Origin of the sequence: Paraburkholderia caffeinitolerans (genome assembly GCF_902859945.1) — a bacterium.
GTDB classification, from domain to species: Bacteria; Pseudomonadota; Gammaproteobacteria; order Burkholderiales; family Burkholderiaceae; genus Paraburkholderia; species Paraburkholderia caffeinitolerans.
Genome location: NZ_CADIKL010000017.1, coordinates 87,941 through 110,314, shown reverse-complemented (window position 1 = coordinate 110,314; position 22,374 = coordinate 87,941). Strand labels below are relative to the sequence as shown.

At 66.2% G+C, this 22,374-nt stretch carries 19 protein-coding genes and 2 pseudogenes; 13 read left to right on the top strand and 8 right to left on the bottom strand.

Features of this window, described 5'->3' with window-relative positions; genetic code table 11:
* The first annotated feature begins 80 nt into the window (after positions 1–80).
* Complete coding sequence (gene dsdA / locus HV773_RS18415; RefSeq protein WP_175196276.1) at positions 81–1,424, top strand: D-serine ammonia-lyase; 1,344 nt, start codon at positions 81–83, stop codon at positions 1,422–1,424.
* A gap of 278 nt (positions 1,425–1,702) precedes the next feature.
* On the opposite strand, the gene HV773_RS37540 is transcribed toward dsdA, so the two are convergent.
* Positions 1,703–2,044 (bottom strand): cupin domain-containing protein, encoded by a 342-nt coding sequence (locus tag HV773_RS37540; RefSeq protein WP_425496184.1) that lies wholly within the window; start codon positions 2,042–2,044, stop codon positions 1,703–1,705.
* On the opposite strand from HV773_RS37540, the gene HV773_RS18405 reads away from it, so the two are divergent.
* Positions 2,025–2,252: a LysR substrate-binding domain-containing protein gene (locus HV773_RS18405; RefSeq protein WP_217481922.1), complete on the top strand. Its 228-nt coding sequence runs from the start codon at positions 2,025–2,027 to the stop codon at positions 2,250–2,252. The two genes, HV773_RS37540 and HV773_RS18405, sit on opposite strands and share 20 nt — an antisense overlap.
* 21 nt (positions 2,253–2,273) lie before the next feature.
* Here the strand turns inward: HV773_RS18405 and HV773_RS18400 are convergent, their stop codons facing one another.
* Together HV773_RS18400 and glaH are read right to left on the bottom strand one after the other, a co-directional pair.
* Entirely contained in the window at positions 2,274–3,524 is a 1,251-nt protein-coding gene (locus tag HV773_RS18400; protein ID WP_175196273.1) for an alpha-hydroxy acid oxidase, read from the bottom strand.
* Positions 3,525–3,616: 92 nt separating this feature from the next.
* Entirely contained in the window at positions 3,617–4,546 is a 930-nt protein-coding gene (gene glaH / locus HV773_RS18395) for a glutarate dioxygenase GlaH (protein WP_246282332.1), read from the bottom strand.
* A 263-nt stretch (positions 4,547–4,809) separates the two neighbouring features.
* On the opposite strand from glaH, the gene HV773_RS18390 reads away from it, so the two are divergent.
* From HV773_RS18390 to HV773_RS37535, 9 genes and pseudogenes are all read left to right on the top strand, one after another.
* Positions 4,810–5,790 carry a LysR family transcriptional regulator gene (locus HV773_RS18390; protein ID WP_175196271.1) on the top strand — a complete coding sequence of 327 codons (981 nt, stop codon included), beginning with the start codon at positions 4,810–4,812 and terminating at the stop codon, positions 5,788–5,790.
* Positions 5,787–7,280: a flavin-containing monooxygenase gene (locus HV773_RS18385; RefSeq protein ID WP_175196269.1), complete on the top strand. Its 1,494-nt coding sequence runs from the start codon at positions 5,787–5,789 to the stop codon at positions 7,278–7,280. The genes HV773_RS18390 and HV773_RS18385 overlap by 4 nt, the downstream gene beginning before the upstream one ends.
* Positions 7,277–8,251: an ABC transporter permease gene (locus tag HV773_RS18380; RefSeq protein WP_175196267.1), complete on the top strand. Its 975-nt coding sequence runs from the start codon at positions 7,277–7,279 to the stop codon at positions 8,249–8,251. Before HV773_RS18385 ends, HV773_RS18380 begins: the two co-directional genes overlap by 4 nt.
* Positions 8,248–9,180, top strand: a complete 933-nt coding sequence (locus tag HV773_RS18375; protein ID WP_175196265.1) for an ABC transporter permease — start codon at positions 8,248–8,250, stop codon at positions 9,178–9,180. The genes HV773_RS18380 and HV773_RS18375 overlap by 4 nt, the downstream gene beginning before the upstream one ends.
* Positions 9,177–10,205: an ABC transporter ATP-binding protein gene (locus tag HV773_RS18370; protein ID WP_175196263.1), complete on the top strand. Its 1,029-nt coding sequence runs from the start codon at positions 9,177–9,179 to the stop codon at positions 10,203–10,205. The genes HV773_RS18375 and HV773_RS18370 overlap by 4 nt, the downstream gene beginning before the upstream one ends.
* A pseudogene (locus HV773_RS18365) lies at positions 10,202–11,258 on the top strand (ABC transporter ATP-binding protein). The gene HV773_RS18370 and the pseudogene HV773_RS18365 overlap by 4 nt, the downstream one beginning before the upstream one ends.
* 49 nt (positions 11,259–11,307) lie before the next feature.
* Positions 11,308–12,876, top strand: a complete 1,569-nt coding sequence (locus tag HV773_RS18360) for an ABC transporter substrate-binding protein (protein ID WP_175196261.1) — start codon at positions 11,308–11,310, stop codon at positions 12,874–12,876.
* Complete coding sequence (locus HV773_RS18355; RefSeq protein WP_175196259.1) at positions 12,873–14,240, top strand: acyl-CoA thioester hydrolase/BAAT C-terminal domain-containing protein; 1,368 nt, start codon at positions 12,873–12,875, stop codon at positions 14,238–14,240. The genes HV773_RS18360 and HV773_RS18355 overlap by 4 nt, the downstream gene beginning before the upstream one ends.
* Positions 14,224–15,335: pseudogene (locus HV773_RS37535) on the top strand (CMD domain-containing protein). Before HV773_RS18355 ends, HV773_RS37535 begins: the two are co-directional and overlap by 17 nt.
* A 16-nt stretch (positions 15,336–15,351) precedes the next feature.
* Here the strand turns inward: HV773_RS37535 and HV773_RS18340 are convergent.
* Positions 15,352–16,131, bottom strand: coding sequence for an SDR family oxidoreductase (locus HV773_RS18340; protein ID WP_175196254.1), 780 nt, complete (start codon positions 16,129–16,131; stop codon positions 15,352–15,354).
* Positions 16,132–16,365: 234 nt separating this feature from the next.
* Between HV773_RS18340 and HV773_RS18335 the strand changes: the two genes are divergently transcribed.
* Together HV773_RS18335 and HV773_RS18330 are read left to right on the top strand one after the other, a co-directional pair.
* Positions 16,366–18,036, top strand: coding sequence for a fatty acid--CoA ligase (locus HV773_RS18335; RefSeq protein ID WP_175196252.1), 1,671 nt, complete (start codon positions 16,366–16,368; stop codon positions 18,034–18,036).
* Positions 18,037–18,058: 22 nt separating this feature from the next.
* The gene (locus tag HV773_RS18330; protein WP_175196250.1) at positions 18,059–18,817 is read left to right on the top strand and encodes an SDR family NAD(P)-dependent oxidoreductase; all 759 of its coding nucleotides are present in this window, start codon (positions 18,059–18,061) and stop codon (positions 18,815–18,817) included.
* A gap of 46 nt (positions 18,818–18,863) precedes the next feature.
* Here the strand turns inward: HV773_RS18330 and HV773_RS18325 are convergent, their stop codons facing one another.
* From HV773_RS18325 to HV773_RS18310, 4 genes are read right to left on the bottom strand one after another with little or no spacing between them, the layout of a single operon-like run.
* Positions 18,864–19,466 carry a GNAT family N-acetyltransferase gene (locus HV773_RS18325; RefSeq protein WP_175196248.1) on the bottom strand — a complete coding sequence of 201 codons (603 nt, stop codon included), beginning with the start codon at positions 19,464–19,466 and terminating at the stop codon, positions 18,864–18,866.
* Positions 19,463–20,554, bottom strand: a complete 1,092-nt coding sequence (locus HV773_RS18320) for a PHA/PHB synthase family protein (RefSeq protein WP_175196246.1) — start codon at positions 20,552–20,554, stop codon at positions 19,463–19,465. The genes HV773_RS18325 and HV773_RS18320 overlap by 4 nt, the downstream gene beginning before the upstream one ends.
* Before the next feature lie 3 nt (positions 20,555–20,557).
* Positions 20,558–20,971 (bottom strand): hypothetical protein, encoded by a 414-nt coding sequence (locus HV773_RS18315; RefSeq protein ID WP_175196244.1) that lies wholly within the window; start codon positions 20,969–20,971, stop codon positions 20,558–20,560.
* Positions 20,972–21,006: 35 nt separating this feature from the next.
* The gene (locus HV773_RS18310; protein WP_175196242.1) at positions 21,007–22,356 is read right to left on the bottom strand and encodes an alpha/beta hydrolase; all 1,350 of its coding nucleotides are present in this window, start codon (positions 22,354–22,356) and stop codon (positions 21,007–21,009) included.
* Positions 22,357–22,374: the final 18 nt, after the last annotated feature.

The following is a 22,374-nucleotide window of genomic DNA, read 5'->3' as shown; positions in this document are numbered from 1 at the left end:
AGAAATTAACGCTTTGTCGCGAATTCATGAAATCGTAGCATCGTCGGCACGATATAGCTTAACGAGCCAAGGACCGATCGATGAGCATTCTGCTTCAATCTTCCTCCCTATTAGCAAAACTACAATCACTCCGCCCGCTACTGTGGCTGAACCCGGATGTCGGCAGCCCATTGCCCCACGACGCGCCATCGCTCGACGACATTGCGCTCGCCGAGGCGAGGCTGGCGCGATGCGAGCCGCTAATGGCCAAACTTTTCCCCGAACTCGCCGCGAGCGCGGGAAAAGTGGAGTCGGACCTGATGCCGGCCGATGGCTTGCACCAAGCGTTATCGCTTTCGTCGGACGCGCGGGGAGCCTGGTTCATCAAGCGCGATGACGCATTGCCGATCGCGGGGTCCATCAAGGCGCGCGGCGGCTTTCACGAAGTGCTCGCGCTCGCGGAATCGATTGCGATCGAACATGGGCTACTCGACGCCCAGGGCGATCGGCGGGTCCTCGCGTCGACCGCGGCACGCGAGCTGTTCGCGAAGCACGCCATCATCGTCGGCAGTACCGGCAATCTCGGCTTGAGCATCGGCGTAATGGCCGCCGCTCTGGGATTCGAGTCGATCGTTCATATGTCGACGGACGCGAAGTCCTGGAAGAAGGAGCGGTTGAGAAGACGCGGTGTACGCGTGGTCGAGCACGACGGTGACTACGCGCAAGCAGTCGCCGCCGGACGATTGCAGGCGCTAGATCGGCCGCGCTGCCATTTCGTGGACGACGAGCGTTCATTGTTGCTGTTCCTCGGATATGCCGCGAGCGCTCGCCATCTGGCGGCGCAACTTGCGGAGTCGGGCCGCATCGTGGATGCAGCGCATCCGCTATTCGTCTATATCCCCTGCGGTGTCGGTGGTGCACCGGGCGGGATTACCTATGGACTTAAGGCGCTTTTCGGCGAACACGTCCATTGTTTCTTTGCGGAGCCTGTGGCTTCGCCGTGCATGCTTGTCCAGCTTGCGGCCGGTTCCGACGAGCCGGTGTCCGTCTATGACATGGGTCTCGACAACCGGACAGAGGCCGATGGCCTTGCCGTGGGACAGGCGTCGCAACTGGTCAGTCCTTTGATGGCGTCCCAACTGTCGGGTGTATTCACCGTAAGCGATGAAGAACTCTACGCATGCCTGCTGGCGGTTCAACGCGCAACCGGAGTGGAACTGGAGCCATCGGCAGCGGCTGCCGTCGGCGGCCCTGGCTGGCTGGCCCAATCGCCTTGCGGCCGCGACTACCTGCGCAGTCTCAATGCGGACATGCAGCGGTCAACGCACGTAATTTGGGCGACGGGCGGGTCGCTGGTTCCGCCAGAGGAACATCGCCGTTTCCAGCTACATGCAAAAGCACTCGCCGGTCCCGCTTCAGACTCGCTTTCGAATTCGGCATGGTGACCGTTTCCGTATGAGGATCGGTCACTCGTGGATGCTCACCGGCCACTTCTTGATCGGGTGGTACATTGCACGGTTTATCAGGCGTTTCATCGGTATCCTACGCAATCGTATTTGCACGAATCGGAAAGCCACTGTATGTAGACCGATTCGCGCAAGCCGGGTGACGCTGATGCGTCGCAGCCGTGAATCAAAGAAACGGGTGCATTCGGCCAGTGGAATCGCGAAATCGGATGCTCAAGCAGGCGATGAAATGGTTCGCTTACTCGACACTGGGCCCGCTAATGGGTGCACGCGATTCTCACGCGCCTCAACTGCGCCATGGCAACGGCAGAGGCTGGCCATCGGGCTGTCTTGTGGGCACAGGTGACTGGCCGAAAATTCCCAGTGTTTCCAGGGGGCTGCGAGCCGACGTTGAGGAACTGGTGCACGCGGCCTCGCGGCAAGATGAGGATGCTTTGCGATCCTAAGCGTTGCTGCCTCCCGTCGGTACGGAGCTCACCCTCGCCGCCCAGACAAATCACCACCTCGTCGCAGTCGTGCTGGTGCGGTGGCGTTCCGGCACCGGGCGCCAGCGACTTGGCGCCGCCCGCGCAGGTGCAGGTGAACGATGGCGAAGGCATGGTGGCGGCAGTGGTAGCGGGTCTGGGGATCACGCAGGTGCCGGACAACATGGTGGTGGGAGAGCTGCGGAGTGGTGCCCTGGTCGAACTTCTCCCTAGATGCCGGCCGCCCGCCATGCCCATCAGCATAGTGATGCCCTCGGCACGACTGCAACCACCGAGGGTGCGCGCGCTGGTTGCCATGTTGGAGACGTTGCGCGGCCAGTGAAGGGCCTGCCCGCGCGCCCCCTCACGCAAGCACGTCCCTCGTAACCTCCTCGACCGAGCGCGCCCCAAGCATCGCCATATTCCTGTCCACCTCGTCGCGCAAAAGCCCGATCGCGTGCCGCACGCCCGCCTCGCCGCCCACCGCCGCCGCATACATGAACGGACGCCCGACGAACACGAAACGCGCGCCGAGCGCGAGCGCCTTCAGCACATCCGCGCCGCGCCGGACACCGCTGTCCATCATCACGACCAGATCGTCGCCAACGGCAGCGCAAATCTCCGGCAACACCTGCAAGGGTTCGACCGCGCCATCGAGTTGGCGTCCGCCGTGGTTCGAGACGATGATGCCGTCCGCGCCGATGGACGCCGCGCGCCGCGCATCGTCGACGTGCAGGATGCCCTTGATCACCAGGTTGCCGCTCCAGCGCTCGCGAATCCGCGCGATGTCCTCCCAAGAGAGGTGATCGCGGCCCGTGGTGTCGCGAATCGCCGACGCGGACAACATCGGTGCGCCGCGCGTCGCGAACGAGTTTTCGAAGTGAGGCATCCCGTGCTGGACCAAGGTGCGCAGGAAGGTACCGCAGAGCCAGCGGGGCCGCGCGAGGCCGTCCATCGCGAGACGCAGCGACGGGCGCAGCGGCAGCGAGAAGCCAGTGCGCACATTGTTCTCGCGATTCGCCCACACGGGGATGTCGACCGTGACGACGAGCGTCGCGAAGCCCGCCGCTTGGACCCGCTCGATCAGCGCATCGCGGCGCGCGGCGTCGCCGGGAAGATAGGCCTGAAACCACGTGCCCGGCGCAGCGGCTCGGACGGTCTCCATCGGGATCAGCGAGGTGCCGCTCATGATCGCGGGAATCTGTTCGCCCTGCGCCGCCTGGGCCAGTGCGATGTCGCCGCGATACGCCGAGATCGCGCTGATGCCAACCGGGGCAATCCCGAACGGCGACGCGTAGGTGTGGCCGAAGATCGTGGTGGCTTGCGATCGGCGCGCGACGTCCACCAGCACCTTCGGCCGGAATTTCAGGCGCTCGAATGCGCTGCGGTTCGCGGCGAGCGACAGTTCGTCCTCGGCGGCGCCGGAAATGTAGCCGTACAGCGGGCGTGGCAGGAAGCCCCGCGCCGCCGCCTCGAAATCGGCCAATGAAAGGATCTTGCGAAGCCGCGCCGGAACGTCCTGCTTGACGCCATACGCGGCCTGGCTTTTCTGCGCGCTTTTCTGCGCGACAAGCGGGAGCGGCTGAACGTCCGCGGCACCGAGGTGATCTTCCATCTGTCTCTCCACAATCTGCTTCTTAAAACGCTTCAAAAGGCTCGACGCCCGATCCGCCTGCACAGGCGGTGCCGGACCGGGCGAGTGCTGCATCACTGCGCGAACGTGCCCCGCTGGCGCATCAGTTCGCGATGCAGTGCCTCGTTCTTTTCAAACGGCGCACGGCCGTGGAGATAGAAGTAGTTGTTCAGGACAACCAGGTCCCCCGCTGGGAGAGCGACTTCCTTCGTGCCACGCGAAGCTTCCATCGATGCCGAAAGGTCATGCAGATAAGCGGCCTCTTCCCGGTTGGCGGGCTGCACGAATTGATCGATGAACGACAGCGACAAACCGAATTCACTCTGGAAGAACACCGGGCGCTCGACCCGCTCGCTCACGTTCTTCGAGCCTGGCGCCTTGTACAGGAACGGCCGGGTCGCGAACTTGTGGTTCACGAAGCGCTCGCGCTCGTCCCAATCGTCGAGGTGCAGGAAGCGCGACTCGCCGCCGACCGCGTTCTGCTCGGCGAACTTCATCATCAGCAGCCAGTCGGTGGCCTCGGTGACGAAGGTGCCGTCGGTGTGCATCGTGAATAGACGATAGGCCTGACGCAGGTAGGAGTCGCTATCGTCGGTATGTCTGACCACGAAGCGCGCGTAGTAGGTGCCCGACATGGAGTCGTGGTTGCTCGGCCCGAGGATGTGGCCAATCGCCGTGCCGAATTTAACGTAGTCCGAACTATCTTGAGACAACCCTTGAAGACCGATGGTGAAACCGCCGTGGTTGCGGTCCTTGACGAGGTCGACCAGGGTGCGCGCGAACGCGTTGCCGAGTCGCTTGATCAGCAGGTCGGCCAGGTGGTAGCGCATGAACGGCACGTACTCGAGATTCTGGACATCGATCTCGCGGACGTCTTCCAGGAATTGTTCGAGCGCGTCGCGCTCGGCGCTCACGTGAACGATACGGTGATGGTGCGGATGCGTCGACAGACGAAACGTCGACGGGTGCGAGGTGGCCAGCGAGTCGGCAAGCATGAGTTCCATGGAATCCTCCGTTGAGACGAATGACTCCATTTGAGCGCTCTTTTTTGATATCAACCAGCGTCTAAACACGAATGTTTATTCGTATATTCCGATTACATAGGAGTCGCTTCTTCGCGTAAACCCGGTGCTCACGAATCAGAATCCCTCATTCGTTTGCACGTTGCGATATATCAACATGCAGATTTAGTATTTGTGCTTTGCATGCTTGAAGGTTAAGAATGCTTAAATCGCATGCAATGGCGCCTGTCCGCACCCACTGACTCATGGAACTTCGCCAGCTCGAAGCCTTCGCTGCCGTGATGACCACCGGCAGCATTACTGCGGCCGGCCGCCTGCTCGGGCGGTCGCAGCCCGCGATCACGCGGCTGATCCAGGAGCTGGAGGCCGAGATCGGCTATGCGCTGTTTGCCCGCAACGGCCCGCGCGTCTCGCCCACCGAACAGGGCTTCCTGCTGTACGAGGACGTCGAGCGGATGCTCGCCGGCATGAAGCAGGTCCGCGACCGTGCGAGCGAAATCGCGCGCGGCGACGCGCGGCCGCTGCATATCGCGGCCACCTCGGCGCTCGCGGCCGGTCTCCTGCCCGCCGCGCTCGCGCTGCCCGGCCCCGCCCACGACACGCCGAAGATCCAGCTGCGCAGCATGTCGCCCGAACAGGTCGTTCACGAGGTGCTGACGGGCGCAGCCGAGATCGGCGTGACCAGCCTGCCGCTCGAGCATCGCGGGTTGGCCGTCCACTGGATCGGCGAATCCGCGTGCGTTGCCGTGCTGCGCCATGACGATCCGCTCGCCGCGCATGCGCGCGTGCCGCTCGCCGCGTGCGCGGACCGGCGCATCGTCACGATGCAGAATCCGTACCGGCTGCGCCGCCGGCTCGATCACGCGTTCGCCAGCGCGGGCATCGCGCCGGCCGCGTTGATCGAAACCAACTCGTCGCTCAATGCGCTGGCCGCGGTGCGCGCCGGGCTCGGCCTCTCGGTGCTCGAACCCGTGACCGCTTACGGTCTGCCGCTGCCCGACGTCGCCGTGCGCCCGATCGACACCGGTATTCCGTTCTTCTTCGGGGTCGTCACGCGCGACGCAAAAGTGCTGTCGAACGTCGCGACGGCATTCGTCGACGCGCTCGCCAGCGCCGCGCGCACGCTGCTCCCCGATTTCGTCCAGCATGCGCCCAGCGAGCATGCCCAAGTCCTGCAGTCGCTCTACGGCGACCTGCCCGATCCGAAGGAAACCCCGTCACCATGAACTCGCCGACCGCTCGTCACCCAGGCCTCGCGGCGCTCGAAGCGCGCCTGCGCGAAGACCTCGCCTGGCTCGAATTGCCCGCCAGATCGTGGGTGCCGCCGCGCACGCACGAGGGCCGGCCCGTCGTCAGCGTCGCGATCATCGGCGGCGGCATGGCGGGGCTGGCCGCCGCCGCGTCGCTCGCGCATCTCGGCGTGGACGCGGTGATCTTCGATCAATCGCCGCAAGGCTTCGAAGGCCCGTGGGCGACCACCGCGCGCATGGAAACGCTGCGCTCGCCCAAGCAACTGACGGGCCCCGCGCTCGGCCTGCCCGCGCTCACGTTTCGCGCGTGGTTCGAGGCGCAGTTCGGCGGCGAGGCGTGGGCTGCGCTCGACAAGATCCCGCGCCTGCAATGGATGGACTACCTGCGCTGGTATCGCGAGGTGCTCGGCCTCGACGTGCGCAACGATCACCGCATCACGTCGATCGTGCCGCTTGACGATGGCGATGGCGACGGCGTGGTCGCGCTGTCGGTCTCGCACGCGGGCCGCGACAGCGTGGTGTACGCGCGCCACGTGGTGCTCGCGACCGGACGCGACGGCCTCGGCGGCCCGAGCGTGCCCGCTTTCGCGAAGGCGCTGCCGAAGCGCTTCTGGGCGCACTCGTCGGACGAGATGGATTACGGCACACTGCGCGGCAAGCGCGTGGGCGTAATCGGCGCGGGCGCGTCGGCCATGGACAGCGCCGCGACCGCGCTCGAAGCGGGCGCCGCGTCGGTCGACCTGCTGATCCGCCGCGCGGACATTCCACGCGTGAACAAGGGCAAGGGCGCGGGCAACCCGGGGCTCACGCACGGCCATGCCGCGCTGCCCGACGCGTGGAAGTGGCGCATCCGTCATTACATCAATGTGCAGCAGGTGCCGCCGCCGCGCGGCAGCACGCTGCGCGTGTCGCGCCATGAGAACGCGCGCTTCAACCTCGGCTCGCCGATACTCGACGTGACCGTGGCGGGCAACGCGCTGCACGTACGGACTCCTCAAGGCCTGTTCGAGCTGGATTTCCTCGTGTTCGCGACCGGCTTCAACATCGACCCGGCCAGCCGCCCCGAATTCGCATCGTTCGCGCGCCACATCCGCACCTGGAGCGACCGCTACACGCCGCCCGCCGGCGACGAAGACCGCGAGCTCACCGACTCGCCCGACCTGGGCCCGGCGTTCGAATTCCTCGAAAAAACACCGGGCACGTGCCCCGGCCTCGCTCGCATCCACTGCTTCTGCGCGCCGGCAACGCTCTCGCACGGCGCGCTCTCCGGCGACATCCCGGCCGTGAGCGATGGCGCCAAGCGTCTGTCGCTCGCGCTCGCAGCCGTGCTCTATCGCGAAGACATCGGCCATCACTACGCGAATCTCGAAGCGTTCGAAGAACCCGAGGTATTCGGCGACGAATGGACGCCGGCTGGCCCGCCCACGACCTCTGCCGTCCACCCCGAGCCGGAGCCGCAGCGATGAGCGCATGGATTCTGCGCCGCATCCTGCAGGCGATCGTCGTGCTGTGGCTGATGACCGTGATCGTGTTCGTGGGCCTGCACGCGATCGGCAACCCGGTCGACATCCTGATCGGCGAAGACGTCGACCAGATCGACCGCGCGCGCATCATCGCGCGGCTCGGCCTCGACCAGCCGCTGTGGCGCCAGTACCTCGCCTTCGTGAACGGCGCGCTGCACGGCGACCTCGGCAACAGCTTCGTGTACAACGTCCCCGCGATCCGGCTGATTCTCGAACGCCTGCCCGCCACGCTCGAACTGGCGTGCGCGGCGTTACTGCTTGCGATCGTGATCGGCATCCCGCTCGGGCTCTTTGCCGGGCTGCGCCCGCAGCATCCGCTCGCGCGGCTCCTGACGGCAGGCAGCATTGTCGGCTTCTCGCTGCCGACTTTCTGGGTCGGGCTGATGCTCATCATGACCTTCTCGGTTCATCTGGGCTGGCTGCCGGCCAGCGGTCGCGGCGCGACGGTGCCGGTGTTTGGCGTCGCGTGGTCGTTCCTGACGCTCGACGGCCTGCGCCATCTGATCCTGCCCGCGTTCAACCTCGCGCTGTTCAATATCTCGCTCGTGCTGCGCCTCACGCGCGCGGGCGTGGTCGAAGTGCTGCCGCAGGATTTCGTGCGCTTCGCGCGCGCCAAGGGGCTCGCGCCGCTGCGCCTCGTGCTCGTTCACGTGCTGCGCAACACGCTGATTCCGCTCACCACGGTGCTCGGCATCGAGTTCGGCTCGACCATCGCGTTCTCAGTCGTTACTGAAAGCGTGTTTTCCTGGCCGGGCGCCGGCAAGCTGATTCTCGACAGCATCAACGCGCTCGACCGGCCTGTGATCGTCGCGTATCTGATTGTCGTTGTGTGCCTGTTCGTGACGCTGAACCTGATTGTGGATCTGCTGTACCGCTGGCTCGATCCGCGTGTCCGTCTGGAGGCCGCCGCATGAACGCGCCCGCTCCACAATCTTCCGCGCCCGTTGCGCTCGCCGCGCCGGCACGTCGCGAATCGCCGTGGCGTCAGGCCATGCGCGACTTCGCGCGCTCAAAAAGCGCGCTCATCGGCTTCGTGCTGCTCGTGGTGCTGATCGCCGCCGCGCTCGTGGCGCCGTGGATCACGCCACAGAACCCCTACGACCTGATGCAGCTCGACGTGCTGGACGCGCGGCTGCCACCGGGCTCCGCGAACGGCGCCGCGACCTTCACGTACTGGCTCGGCACCGACGGCCAGGGCCGCGACCTGCTCTCGGCCATCGTCTACGGGCTGCGCATCAGTCTTGGCGTGGGCGTGGGCTCGGCGCTCGCGGCCGGCATCATCGGCACGCTGCTCGGGCTCATCGCCGCGTATGCGGGCGGCAAGGTCGACGCGCTGCTGATGCGCATGGTCGATCTGCTGCTGTCGTTCCCGTCGATCTTCGTCGCGATGATGATCCTCGCTTACATCGGCAAGGGCATCGGCAACGTCGTGCTCACGCTGATCGTGCTCGAGTGGGCCTATTTCGCGCGCACGGCGCGCGGCCAGGCACTCGTGGAGGCGCGCCGCGAATATGTGGAGGCCGCGCGCTGCCAGGCGATTCCGGGCTGGCGCATCGTGATCGGCCACATCCTGCCGAACTGCCTGCCGCCGCTCATCGTGGTGGGATCGCTGCAAGTCGCGCGCGCGATCACGCTGGAAGCGACGCTGTCGTTCCTCGGGCTCGGCGTGCCGGTGACCGAGCCGTCGCTGGGCCTGCTGATTGCGAACGGCTATCAGACCATGCTCTCCGGCCAGTACTGGATCAGCCTGTATCCCGGCCTTGCGCTGCTCGTGACCATCGTCGCGATCAATCTCGTTGGCGACCGCCTGCGCGACCTGTTCAACCCGCGGAGCCAGAAATGAACGTGCCGCAGTCCTCGTCACAGTCCTTGCCGCAATCCGCAACGCCGGCACTCGAGGTCCGCAATCTGCGTACGCAATTCGACACGCGCGCCGGCGTGCTCACAGCCGTCGACGATGTGTCGTTCACGCTCGCGCCGGGCCGCATCATGGGCCTCGTTGGAGAATCGGGCTCGGGCAAGTCGGTCACCGGCTACTCGATCATGGGCCTCGTCGACGCGCCGGGCCGCATCGCGGGCGGCGAGATCCTGTTCCAGGGCCGCGATATCGTGCGGCTGCCGGCGCGCGAGCGGCGGCACCTGCAGGGCAATCGCATCGCGATGATCTTCCAGGACCCGATGATGACGCTGAACCCGGTGCTGCGTATCGAAGCGCAGATGACCGAGGCCGTGCGCGCGCATCGCCGCGTGTCCGGGGCGCAGGCGCGCGAACTCGCGCGCGACGCGCTGGCCGCGATGGGCATTCCGAGCCCGGACGAGCGGCTGCGCGCGTATCCGCATCAATTGTCCGGCGGGATGCGGCAGCGCGTGGCAATTGCGATCGCGATGCTGCACCAACCCGACCTCATCATCGCCGACGAACCGACCACGGCGCTCGACGTCACGATTCAGGCGCAGATCCTCTGCGAGGTGCAGAAGCTCGTGCGCGAGCAACGCACCTCGCTGATCTGGATTACGCACGACCTGTCGGTCGTCGCCGGACTCGCCGATGAACTCGCGGTGATGTACGCGGGCCGGATCGTCGAACACGGCTCGGTCGACGCAGTGCTCGACGATCCGCAGCACCCGTATACGGTCGGCTTGATCGCGAGCCTGCCGAGCCTGAACCAGCGCGGCGAGCGACTGCGCCAGATTCCCGGGATGACACCGAATCTGCTCGCGATGCCGGCCGGCTGCGCGTTCGCGCCGCGCTGCGCGCATGCGAGCGCGGCCTGCAATGTGCGACCCGAATTGACCGAAACGCAGCCCGGCCACCTGGCCCGCTGCTTCCATCCGGGCGCCGCGCAACTCGCCAGGGAGGCCGCATGAGCACGCCTCACGCGCCTGTGGTTCCAGCCTGGCCCGTCGACCATGCCTCAAACGCTGCGGACACATCAGTGCCGCTCGTCGCGCTGAACCGCGTCAGCAAGCGCTTCGGCGAACGCCGCACGAACCCCGCCACGCGCCTGCTCGAACGCGCGGGGCTGGCCCATCCGCCCGCCGTCGTGCACGCGATCGACGAAGTCGATTTCGGGGTGCGGCGCGGCGAAGTGGTCGGGCTCGTGGGCGAATCGGGCTGCGGGAAATCGACCCTCGGCCGTCTGCTCGCGGGCCTGCTCGCGCCCTCGTCCGGCGAGGTCCGGCTCGACGGCCGCCTTTCCGGCACGCTGTCCGCCGCCGAGCGGCGTGCCGCGCGCCTGAAGACACAGATGATCTTTCAGGACCCCTATGCGAGCCTCAACCCGCGCCTGCGCATCGACCGCATTGTCGGCGAAGGCGCGCGCGTGCACGGCCTCACCGACCGCGCGGGCTTCGACGACTACGTGAGCGCGCAACTCGAGCGCGCCGGGCTCGATCCCGCGCTGCGCGACCGCTATCCGCACCAGTTCAGCGGCGGGCAGCGGCATCGCCCGCGCACTCGCTGTGCAGCCCGACCTGCTGGTCTGCGACGAAGCCGTGGCCGCGCTCGACGTGTCGATCCAGGCGCAGATCCTGAACCTCTTCATGGACCTGCGCGAGCAGCTCAATCTCACTTACGTCTTCATCAGCCACGATCTCGGCGTGGTCGAGCATCTGTCCGATCGCGTCGTCATCATGTATCTCGGGCGCGTCGTCGAGAGTGCGCCAGCCGACGAAATATTCCGGCATCCGAATCATCCGTACACGCGGGCACTGCTTGCCGAGATTCCGCGCATCGACGTGCGGCACAAGACCTTCGCCGCCTTGAGCGGCGAGCTGCCGAGCCCGCTTGCGCCGCCCAGCGGCTGCCATTTCCACCCGCGTTGCTCGCACGCGATGCCGCGCTGCAAGACCGAAGCGCCCACGCTGCGCGGTATCGCGATCCGTCACCTGAGCGCGTGCCACCTGAACGACGCGGCATGAACTCCCTCTTTAGACAACCCGGCACATTCCAATCACAGGATCTTCCGACATGAAACGTCTCCTGCTGTCTTCCGTCGCCGCCGTGCTGCTGTCGGCCAGCTTTGCCGCCGATGCGCAGACGCTGCGCATCGCGTTCGCCGACCCGCTGTCTTCGCTTGACCCGCAACTCAACAACCACGCCGGCGACCGCTCGGACGACCTGCACTTCTGGGATCTGCTGGTCGAGAACAAGTGGAACAAGCTGCAACCGGGCCTCGCGGTGAGCTGGAAGGCGCTCGACTCGACGACCTGGGAGTTCAAGCTGCGCCCGAACGTGAAATGGCAGGACGGCACGCCGTTCACCGCCGCCGACGTGATCTTCTCCTACCAGCGCGCGCGCAACGTGCCAGGCAGCGTCGCGACGTTCGCCGGCTATCTGCGCACCATCGAATCGGTTAGCGCGCCCGATCCGCTCACGCTCGTCATCAAGACCAAGGCGCCGAACCCCGATCTGCCGCTGAACCTGGCTTCAGTGCACATCGTCAGCAAGCACGTTGGCGAGAAGTCGCAAACCGACGACTACAACTCGGGCCGCGCGATGATCGGCACCGGGCCGTACAAGTTCGTCTCGTACACGCCGGGCGACCGCGTCGAGATGGTCCGCAACGACCAGTACTGGGACGGCAAGCCGCTCTGGGAGAAGGTCGACTACCGCTACGTGAACAACGGCGCCGCTCGCACGGCCGCGCTGCTCGCAGGCGACGTCGACGTAATCGACAAGGTCTCAGCATCGGACATTCCGCGCCTCAAGCAGGCGCCGAACGTGACGGTCTATCCGTATCCGGGCCTGCGCGTGATGCTGCTGCAGCCGAGCTTCCATGAAGGCCCGAATCAATACATCACCGACAACGACGGCAAGCCGCTGCCGAAGAACCCGCTGCTCGACGTGCGCGTGCGCCGCGCGCTGTCGCTCGCGATCAACCGCGACGCCATCGTCACGCGCATCATGCAGGGCACCGCGAGCGTCGCGAACCAATGGATGCCGAAGAACACCTTCGGCTACGACCCCGCTGTGAAGGACATTCCGTTCGACGCGGCGCAGGCCAAGAAGCTGCTCGCCGATGCGGGCTATCCGAACGGCTTCAAGATCGTGATGCACGTGCCGAACGACCGCTATCCGCAAGGGCCGGAAACCGCTCAGGCAGTCGCGCAGTTCTGGACGCGCATTGGCGTGAAGACGCAGGTGGAAGTGGTGCCCTGGTCGATCTACGCGAGCCGCGCGGGCAAGAACGAGTATGCGATGTCGATGCTCGCTTGGGGTAACGGCACCGGCGAAGCCAGCTACGCGCTCGTGAACGTGCTCGCCACCGTCGACGCGAAGAAGGGTCTTGGCGCGTCGAACTGGGGGCATTACAGCAATCCGGCCGTCGATCAGGCGCTCGATGCGGCCACCGCCGAGTTCGACGAAGGCAAGCGCGAGGCGATCCTGCGCCACTCGGTCGAGATCGTGTCGAACGACGTGGGCGTGATTCCGCTCTTTCACTATCAGAACGTGTGGGCCGCGCGCAAGGGTCTGAAAGTGTCGCCGTACACGAGCGACCGCACCGTCGCGATGCAGGTCACGCAGGCCGGCAAATGAGCGGCGCGCAAACGCTCTCTCTGACCGTCCTGCCCGCGGACGCGTTGATCGACGTGCCGCGTCGCATCGTGCTGCACGGCGCGCCGGCCGGCGCGCGCGTGACGATCGCGAGCCGCACCGAGCGCGCCCACGGCGCGCCCTGGAGCGCCGATGCGGCGTTTGTCGCCGACGCGGACGGCATCGTCGACTTGTCGCGCGACGCGCCCGTGTCGGGCAGCTACGCGGGCGTTTCGGCGCTCGGCCTCGTGTGGTCGCAGACGCCCGTCGACGGCGCGAGCCGCGACGTGTTCCCGACGCCGCTCAGTGCGCCACTCGTGACGACGCTGACCGCAAGCGTCGGCGACGCTTCGGTGTCCGCACAATTCACGCAGCGGCTCGCGGCCGAGGGCGTGACGCGCCGCGAGATCCGCGAGCAGGGTCTCGTCGGCACGCTCTATCTGCCGCCTGGCGAGGGGCCGCATCCGGCCGTGATGGTGCTGAACGGCTCGGGCGGCGGCATCAACGAGCCGCGCGCGGCGCTCTACGCCTCGCGCGGCTACGCGGCCTTCGCGCTCGGCTACTTCAAGGCGCCGGGCCTGCCGGACTACATCTCCAACACGCCGCTCGAATACTTCGAGCGCGGCCTGCGCTGGCTGCGCGACACGGTGCGTCCCGCGCACGATTTCATCGCGCTGTCCGGGCAGTCGCGCGGCGGCGAGCTCGTGCTGCTGCTCGGCGCGACCTTCCCGGAGCGGGTGTCGGCGGTCATCGGCTACGTGCCGAGCGCGCTCGTGCACAGCGCCCAGAACGCGGCCGATCCGGCGACCGGCCGCGAAGGCCCCACCTGGCTGCTGAACGGCGAGCCACTGCCGCACATCTGGGAGAACAACCGCACCGCGAGCTGGGCGCCCTACGACGAAGGCCCCGCGCCGCACCGGCACGCGCACGCCATGCTCACCGCGCTCGACGATCCGGAAGCGGTCGAGCGCGCGCGCATCCGCGTCGAGTGCATTCGCGGGCCGGTGCTGCTGCTCTCCGCCGAAGACGACGGTTCGTGGCCGTCGAGCCGCTATTCGCGCATGGTCGCCGAGCGGCTCGCGGCGCACGGGCATCCGCATCCGGTCGAGCATTTCGATTTCGAGCGCGCTGGGCATGCGATCGTGTTCCCTTATGTGCCGACCACGCAGGTCGTCTACGCGCATCCCGTGTCGGGCCGGGTTAGCACCGGCGGCGGCGAGCCCGCCGCGAACGCGCACGCCGACGAACGTTCATGGGCTGCCGTGCAGGCATTTCTTGCGCGCGCTGTAGCGGCGCGCGCAGCGCAAGCGGCTGGCGCGCCCTCTTCCGATTCACCTTCCGAGGACACTCATGACACACACCGTTGATGGCGCAACGACCGATCTCGTCGATCGTCTTGTCGGGCTCGCGCCCGGCTCGGCCACGCAAGCGCTGCGGCATCGGCGCGACAAGGTTGCGGTGGCGACCCAGCAGAGCTACGACGCACTCTTCGACCCCGCGCTCGAAGGGCTGACGCTCGCGGAACGGCTGCTCGTTGCGTGCTACGCGAGCCGGCTGACGCCTTCGGCCGCGCTCTTTGCGCACTACCGCGATGCGCTCGAACAGCATGGCGTGGACGCGGCCGCACGCGCGGCGGTCGAAACCGGCGCACCCGAAGATCTCGCGGATGCGCGGCTGCGCGCGATCCTCACGTTCACGCGCACGCTGATCGAGAACCCGGTGGCTGGCGACAAAGCCGCGCTGGCAACGCTGCCCGCCGCCGGGCTGACGACGCCCGCCGTTGTCACGCTCGCGCAACTGATTGCGTTTCTCTCGTACCAGACGCGCGTCGTCGCGGGGCTGCAGGCACTAAAACAACTGGAGACGCCGACATGACCGACCTGATCCGCTCGCACGGTTTCACCAACGAAACGCTCGACTGGGACGCCTGGCTCGACGTGGTCGAGCTCGACCACGCGACGCCGGAGCAGGTCGCGGTGCTCGAAGAAAGCCACCCGAAGGCGAAAGTCTCGGACTACTACCTGTTTCTCGTGCATCAGCCCGAGATTCTGCGGCAGCGCTCGGCCGCCTTCAACGCGATCATGTACGCGCCCGGCGGGCTGCCGCGCGCGGAGCGCGAGCTGTCGACCACGGTCGTCTCGCGCATCAACGGGTGTGTGTACTGCGCGTCGGTGCACGCGCAGCGCTTCGAGCAGCTTGCGAAGCGCAACGACGTGATCCGCCAGGTGTTCGACGAGCCGCGCAGCGCCGGCACGACCGAACGCGAGCGCGCGATTGCGCAGTTCTCGATCGCCCTGACCGAGCAGCCCGACGCGGTGGACGCCGCGCAGCTTCGCGCGCTGCGCGAAGCCGGTCTCGACGACGCGGAGATTCTCGACCTGATTCACTCGGTGTCGATCTTCGCATGGGCGAACCGGCTGATGCTCAACCTCGGCGAACCGGTATTCCCCGACGCCCAGTAAGCGGCATGGGCAGGCACTACATCGCGGTCAGGCCGCCGTCGACCGCGAGTGTCTGCCCGGTGATGAATGCACAGGCATCCGAAGCAAACAGCGCGGTGACGCCCTTCAGGTCTTCCGGGCCGCCCACCCGGTTCATCGGCGCCATGGCCGCGGTCTTGTCGCCGCCGATCGCAGCGTCGATCGGCGCCGTCATTTTGGTCGGGAAATAGCCTGGCGCAATCGCATTGACGTTGATGCCGAACGGCGCCCACTCCACGGCCAGGGTGCGGGTCATATTGACCACCGCGCCCTTGCTGGCGTTGTAGGCGAGCGTTGGCATGCCCTCGGGATAGGTGCCGGTCAGGCCCTGGATCGAGGCGATGTTGATGACCTTGCCGCTGCGCCGGGGCACCATGCAGCGGCGGCCCACCTCCTGCGTCACCGCAAAGACGGCCGTCAGGTTGAGCGTGATGACCTTCTGCCAGCCTTCGAGCGAGTGCTCGATCGTCGGTGCGCCCCACGACGTGCCCGCGTTGTTGACCAGAATGTCGATGGGCCCGAGCGCGCTCGTCACCTGCTCGACCATTCCCGGGATCGCTGCCAGATCGCCCATGTCGCACACGAACGGCGTGGCCTCCACGCCAAGTGCCTTGAGGTGCGCGGTGGCGGCTTCGAGTTCGTGCTGCTTGCGGGCAGTGATCGCCACCCTGGCGCCCAGTTCACCCAGCACCTCGGCCATCTGAAGGCCCAGGCCGCGCGAGCCGCCGGTGACGAGCGCAACACGCCCACTAAGGTCTTGAAGTGCGGTGAGGCTCATAAGAGCTCCTTGTAGAAGGTGCGGATGCCACGGCGGCGAAAACCCGCGTATCGATTGCATGGTAGTGCGAATGGCCGGCGCCGATCCTACTCGCGGGGGAGGGGGTGCCGCCCGACTCATATGCTGGATAACCCTCCCCTCCCGGATGAAGGGGGAAGCGGCGTGCGGTGTTCAGTAAGCTGGGTACGATGACGCGGCACGCCGCCGCGCCGATAGCCCAACGAGGTAGCCTCCGTGTCAGCGCCCCACCCATCCGACGCTTTTGACAACCTGATCATCGCGACTCCGTCGGCCTACGCCTATCCCTTGCTCATCAAGCAATTGCTGCTGAACTCGCAGAGCGTGAGCGCCGGCCAGGAGATCTGCTACCGCGGCGAGCTGCGCTACACGTTCGCCGACCTGCGCGCGCGCATCGGCAAGCTCGCCTCCGCGCTCGAGGCGCTCGGCGTCGGGCACGGCGCCACCGTTGCCGTGCTGGATTGGGACAGTCATCGCTACCTCGAAAGCTACTTCGCCATCCCGATGATGGGCGCCACGCTGTTTACCGTGAACGTCCGTACGTCCCCGCAGCAGATTGCGTATGCATTGAACGACTCGCGTGCCGAAGTCGTGCTCGCGCACGTGGATTTTCTGCCGGTCCTGGAACAGATCCAGGCGGAGCTGAAGTTCGTGCGCCAGGTCGTGGTGCTCGCCGACGGCAATCCGCTGCCGTCGACCACCCTGCCCTTCGTGGGCGAATATGAAGCGCTCCTCGCACCAGCATCCGCGGATTTCGTCTTTCCCGAATTCGACGAGAACACGCGCGCCGCGCTGTTCTACACGACCGGCACCACCGGCGACCCGAAGGGCGTCTGCTACAGCCATCGCCAGATCGTGCTGCACGCGCTGACGATCGCCACGAGTTTTTGTTCGCCGCGCGATGGCCAGCGGCTGCATCGCGAAGACGTGTATATGCCGATCACGCCGATGTTCCACGTGCTCGCGTGGGGCGTGCCCTATATCGCCGTGCTGCTCGGACTGCGCATCGTGCTGCCTGGCCGCTATGTTCCCGAACGTTTGCTGGCGCTGCAGAAGAGCGAAAAGGTCACGTTCTCGCATTGCGTGCCCACCATCCTGCAGATGCTGCTCGATGCCGCGCGCCGTGAAGGCCAGAAGCTCGATGGCTGGAAGATCGTCATCGGCGGTTCGGCGCTGCCTCCCGGACTGTGCCGCGCGGCCGTCGAACAAGGCATCGACGTATTCGCAGGCTATGGGATGTCCGAGACGGGCCCGACAGTGGCGCTTTCGCAGTTCCCACCGGGCGGCACGCCTGCCGATCAGGACGAAAACATTCGCAAACGCGCCATGACGGGACGCCCGTTGCCCATGGTGGACCTGCGCGTAGTCGACGACGACATGCGCGACGTGCCGCGCGACGGCGTGACACCGGGCGAAGTCGTGCTGCGCGCGCCGTTCCTCACGCTCGGCTATCACAACCAGCCCGAGGCGTCCGAGGCGCTATGGCGCGGCGGCTACCTGCATACCCAAGACGTCGCGGTCATGACGCCCGATGGCTATATCCAGATCGTCGACCGCATCAAGGACGTGATCAAGACTGGCGGCGAATGGGTCTCGTCGATCGAGATCGAAGGATTGATCGGCGAACTGCCGGACGTGCAGGAATGCGCGGTCGTTGGCGTGAAGGACGACAAGTGGGGCGAGCGGCCCATGGCGCTGGTGGTGCTCGTCGAGGGCAGCGCGCTCGGCGCCGACGAGGTGCGCCAGCATCTGCTCCGGCACGCCGAGGCGAACCGCATCAGCCGCTACGCAGTGCCGGAAGCGAACCGCATTGCGTTCGTGGCCGAAATACCGAAGACCAGCGTGGGCAAGATCGACAAGAAGGCCATCCGCCACTTGATTGGCTAACCCCGACCCCACAGAGGACAGCATGAAACTGGAAAGCTATCGGGACCAGACCGTCATGATCACGGGGGCCGCCGGCGGTTTCGGCGCGCTGCTCGCGACGGAGCTGGCGCAAATGGGCGCGAGACTCGTTCTCGCGGACCGCGACGTGCAAGGGCTCGAACGGCTTGCGCAAACGCTGCGCGACAGCGGAGCGCAAGTCGTCGCCCAGCGTTGCGACGTGACCTCCGAAGCCGAGGTCGAAGCCGTGGTGGCGGCGGCCGTCCAGAACTTCGGGCGGCTCGATGTCGGCATCAACAACGCCGGCATTCTGCTGCCGATGAAATCGCTGGCCGAAACCACGGAAGCCGACCTCGACAAAACTTTCGCGGTCAACGTCAAGGGCGTGTTCTTCGGCATGAAGCATCAGATTCTTCAGATGCTCGAGCAGGACGGCGGCGTGATCCTGAACGTGGCCTCGCTGGCCGGCCTCTCCGGCGCGCCGAAGCTCGCCGCGTATGCGGCCGCAAAACACGCGGTGGTGGGCCTCACGCGAACCGCGGCGGCGGAATATGCGCGCAAGAACATCCGGGTCAACGCGGTTTGCCCGTTCTATAGCGCAACCCCGATGGTGACCGAAGGCGACATCGGCACGAAGCAGGACGCGCTCGCGCTGGGTGCGCCGATGAAGCGGCTGGGACGGCCCGACGAGATGGTCGCGGCGATGCTGATGCTGTGCGCCAAAGAGAATTCGTATATGACGGGCCAGGCGGTTGCCGTGGACGGCGGGGTGTCCGCCCTGTGAGCCAAGCCCGTCCGCGTGAAGCCGCGCAAGGCGCGGCTTCACGCGGCTACGCGCCGTCCAGCACGTCGCTCAATCCATACAAATCGCGGCGCATCGCCACCGCATCGACATCGTGGCTGAGCACCACCAGATCGTGCAGCCAGCCGTCCCGGTCGGCCACCTGGCGATGCAGCAGCGCCTCCGCCCGAAAGCTCAGTTCCTCGAACACCGCGATCGCCGCCGCCTGATCCGTCGTCATCTGCGCGACGAGCTTCTTCAGTCCGCGTTCGAGCGCTTGCGCAAAGCACTCCTGAATAAGCACGCGCCCGAGTCCCGTGCCGCGCGACGCGGGCGCCACCAGAACCCGCAACTGGCCAACATGCTTCGACCAGCTCAGATTGTCGGTAACGATCGCCGTGCAGCCAACCACGGTTCCTTCGCTGTCGCGTGCGATCAGGCTGGTCACCTCGTCGCCGTCGAGCGTGCGCATCCACGCATCGATGACCTGCGGCTGGCTGATGTCGCGTGGCACGAACAGCAGATCGTGCGCTGGCAGCGTCTTCGCGAACGCGAGCACCGCATCGCGGTCGCGGCTCGTCATTCGCGCGATGTCGAACGACTTGCCGGCGCATTCGATGCTGCGCGGATAGCGGCGTGATGTTTCGGTCATATCGAACGGCCCTCCAGCCAGGAATCGAGTTTCGGCCACATGCGCTTGACGGCGTTCGCGCCGGCGGCAATGCTCACATGGCCGCCCGGCAACACGACTTCTTCCTTGTCGAGCGACCCGACGCGCTCCACCAGCGGGCGCGCGCACTCCGGCGGCACGATGTGGTCGTATTGCGCCACGATGTGCAACAGCGGCACGGTGATCTTGCCGAGATCGACGAGTCGGCCGCCGATGCGCAAGGTGCTCTCGTATAGCGCGTTTTTCTGCAACAGCTCCCGGGTCGTCTGGCGAAAGTAGCCGCCGGGAAGCGGCAGCGTCTCGTTGCCCCAACGCTCCATCATGCGGTAGCCCTTGACGAACTGGTCGTTCCAGAGGTTGTCCCACAGCCTGACCTGCCCGGCGATACGGCTGGCCGGACGCAGCACGTCGAAGCCTGCGAGAACGAAATCCGCCGGCACGACGCCGACGCCATCGACGAAGCGGTCGACGTCGAAACTCTGCTCGTCCGCCAGCGACCGGAACAGCTCCATCTTCGAAAAGTCGACCGGCGTCGTCATGCAGACCAGGTTCTTTACCGGCCCATCCACGTGCAGCGACTGGTAGATCGCCGAAAGCATGCCGCCCGCGCAGTAGCCAAGCAGCGTCACGTCGTGCTCGCCGGAATCTTGTTGCACACGGCGGATGCAATCGGGAATGAAATCGAGCACGTAATCGTCGATCTTCAAGTCGCGCTCGTCGTCGGTTGGCGCGTTCCAGTCGATCAGGTACACGTCGTAGCCGCGTTCGAGCAGGAAGCCGACCAGGCTCTGCCCCGGCGCGAGGTCGAGAATGTAGCCCTTGTTGGTCGGCGCCATCACGACCAGCAGCGGCACGCGATAGACTTCGTCGACGACCGGACGATAGTGGACGAGTTCCAATGTGCCGCGCCGATGCAGCACGGTCTTGGGCGTGCGTCCGACCGAAGGCGTGCTGGCGCCGAGCATCTCCATGCTCTTGAGGCCGCGCTGCACGGCGCGCTCGACTTCGAGTTGCAGGCGCTCGGTCAGCCCGAGATTCGCGCTCTGCTTTCCAGTGGACTGCGAGGCCATCGTTCAGCCCTGCCCGGCACGCGTGCCGCGGCGCGTTGGCTTGACCTCGGCGGCGGGTTCGGAAGCAGCCGCAGCGGCGGGCGGACGGCGGGTTCGCGCGGGCCGGGGGGTGGGCGCAGGCGCGGCCGATGCCTCCTGCGGCAACAAGCGGTCGAGCTTCTCCTCGATGCGCCGCAACGATACCGCCAGTTCATCGACTGACTTGCGGCTCGGCAGATTAGCGCGCCGCAAATATTCTTCGACGCTCTTCTCGAACCACTGCTGCATGCCGAGCGAAACCGAAGAAAACTGGTGCAACGATTGAAGCACTTCCTGCGATTTCAGGGAGTCGGCCGCGAACGCGTTGGCGTTGTTCTCGAGTTTCGACAAGGCTTCACGCCAGATCTGAAACGGATCGGGGAATAATGAGGATGCCATATCGTTTGATATCGTTCGATAGAACAAATCGCGCCTTAATCGGAGCAGGAATGACCTGGCGCATGGCCATCCCAGGTTTCGCTTGCCGCCAGCGGCGCGAAGTACTGCCCGAGCGACGCCCTGCACACGGACACCGGGTTGAACAGCGGGAAAGCGTTCAGGGCCATGGGCCAGCCGATATCGGCCAACGCGCGGCGCAGCATTGTCCAGCGCCAACCCTCCAGCCGCTCGCCCAGCATCAGCCACGCAATCAGCAGATTGCGGCCCGCGGGAAATCCGCCCCATGCGAAATCATCACGGCATTGCGCCGACAACTCGATGGTGCAATCGACCCGCGCCGCCTTATCGCCGGCAGGCGAGCCCAGGCCAAGCCGAAGCGCCGCGCCAATACGGTCGAGCGCATCGCGCGCGGCACGCAGCACACCGTTGAAGTTCAGGAAGCCGTGGAACTGTCCCGCGTAGTGCAGCAATTCGACCGGCACGCCCGCCTCGCGCAGACGCCCCGCGTAAGCGAGACCATCGTCGCGAATCGGGTCGAAGCCCGCCGTCACGACGAGCGCCGGCGGCAGATCGCGCAACCCGCTTGCGAATGCCGGCGAGATCCAGGGGTTGGCGAGATCTGTGTCGCCTTGCGTGATCAGCCGGCGGATTGAGTCGATGCTCTCCGAGGTCAGGACATAGCCGCTGGCGTTTTCCGCTTTGGAGGCGAAGTCGTCGAGCAGATTCGTAGCCGGATAAGCCAGCACCTGAAGCCGCAACGCGGTGCCGCCTTGCTCGACATGGCGCTGCGCCACGGCAGCGGCCAGATTGCCGCCCGCCGAGTCGCCGCCCACCGCCAGACGCGTGGTATCGATGCCCAGCGAGCGGCCCTCGCGCACAATCCACTCCAGCGCCGCCATGCAATCGGCACGACCGGCATACAGGTCGTGCTCCGGCGCCAGGCGGTAGCGCGCCGCCACGACCATCACGCCGCTTGCCGCCGCAATATGGCGGCAAATCGCGTCGGCAGTCGAGAATCCGCCCATCAGAAAACCGCCGCCATGAAACCACAGGAAGGCAGGCGCGCTTTCGGCGGCGGGACGCTCCGAGGGCCGATACAGCTTCAAGCGGATCGGCGCGCAGGGGCCGGGAATCGACAGCGTTTCGACGCGGGCCACTGCATCGGCACGGCCAAGCGCAAGCGCCGACAATCGCCACGCCAGCCGGTGCTGGCGAAGATTCAGGCGGTTGACCGGCTTGCGCTTCATGAAGTTGAGCAGATGCAGAAGCGCCTCGGCTTCGGGATCGAGGCTGCTGGCGCGCAGGCGCTTCGGAACGCCGTGATCGCACCGCTGCGGCGTACCCGAGGGACCGGACGCGCCTTCCATGTGTGTCGTAGCATTCACTGGCTATCCTCGCACGCG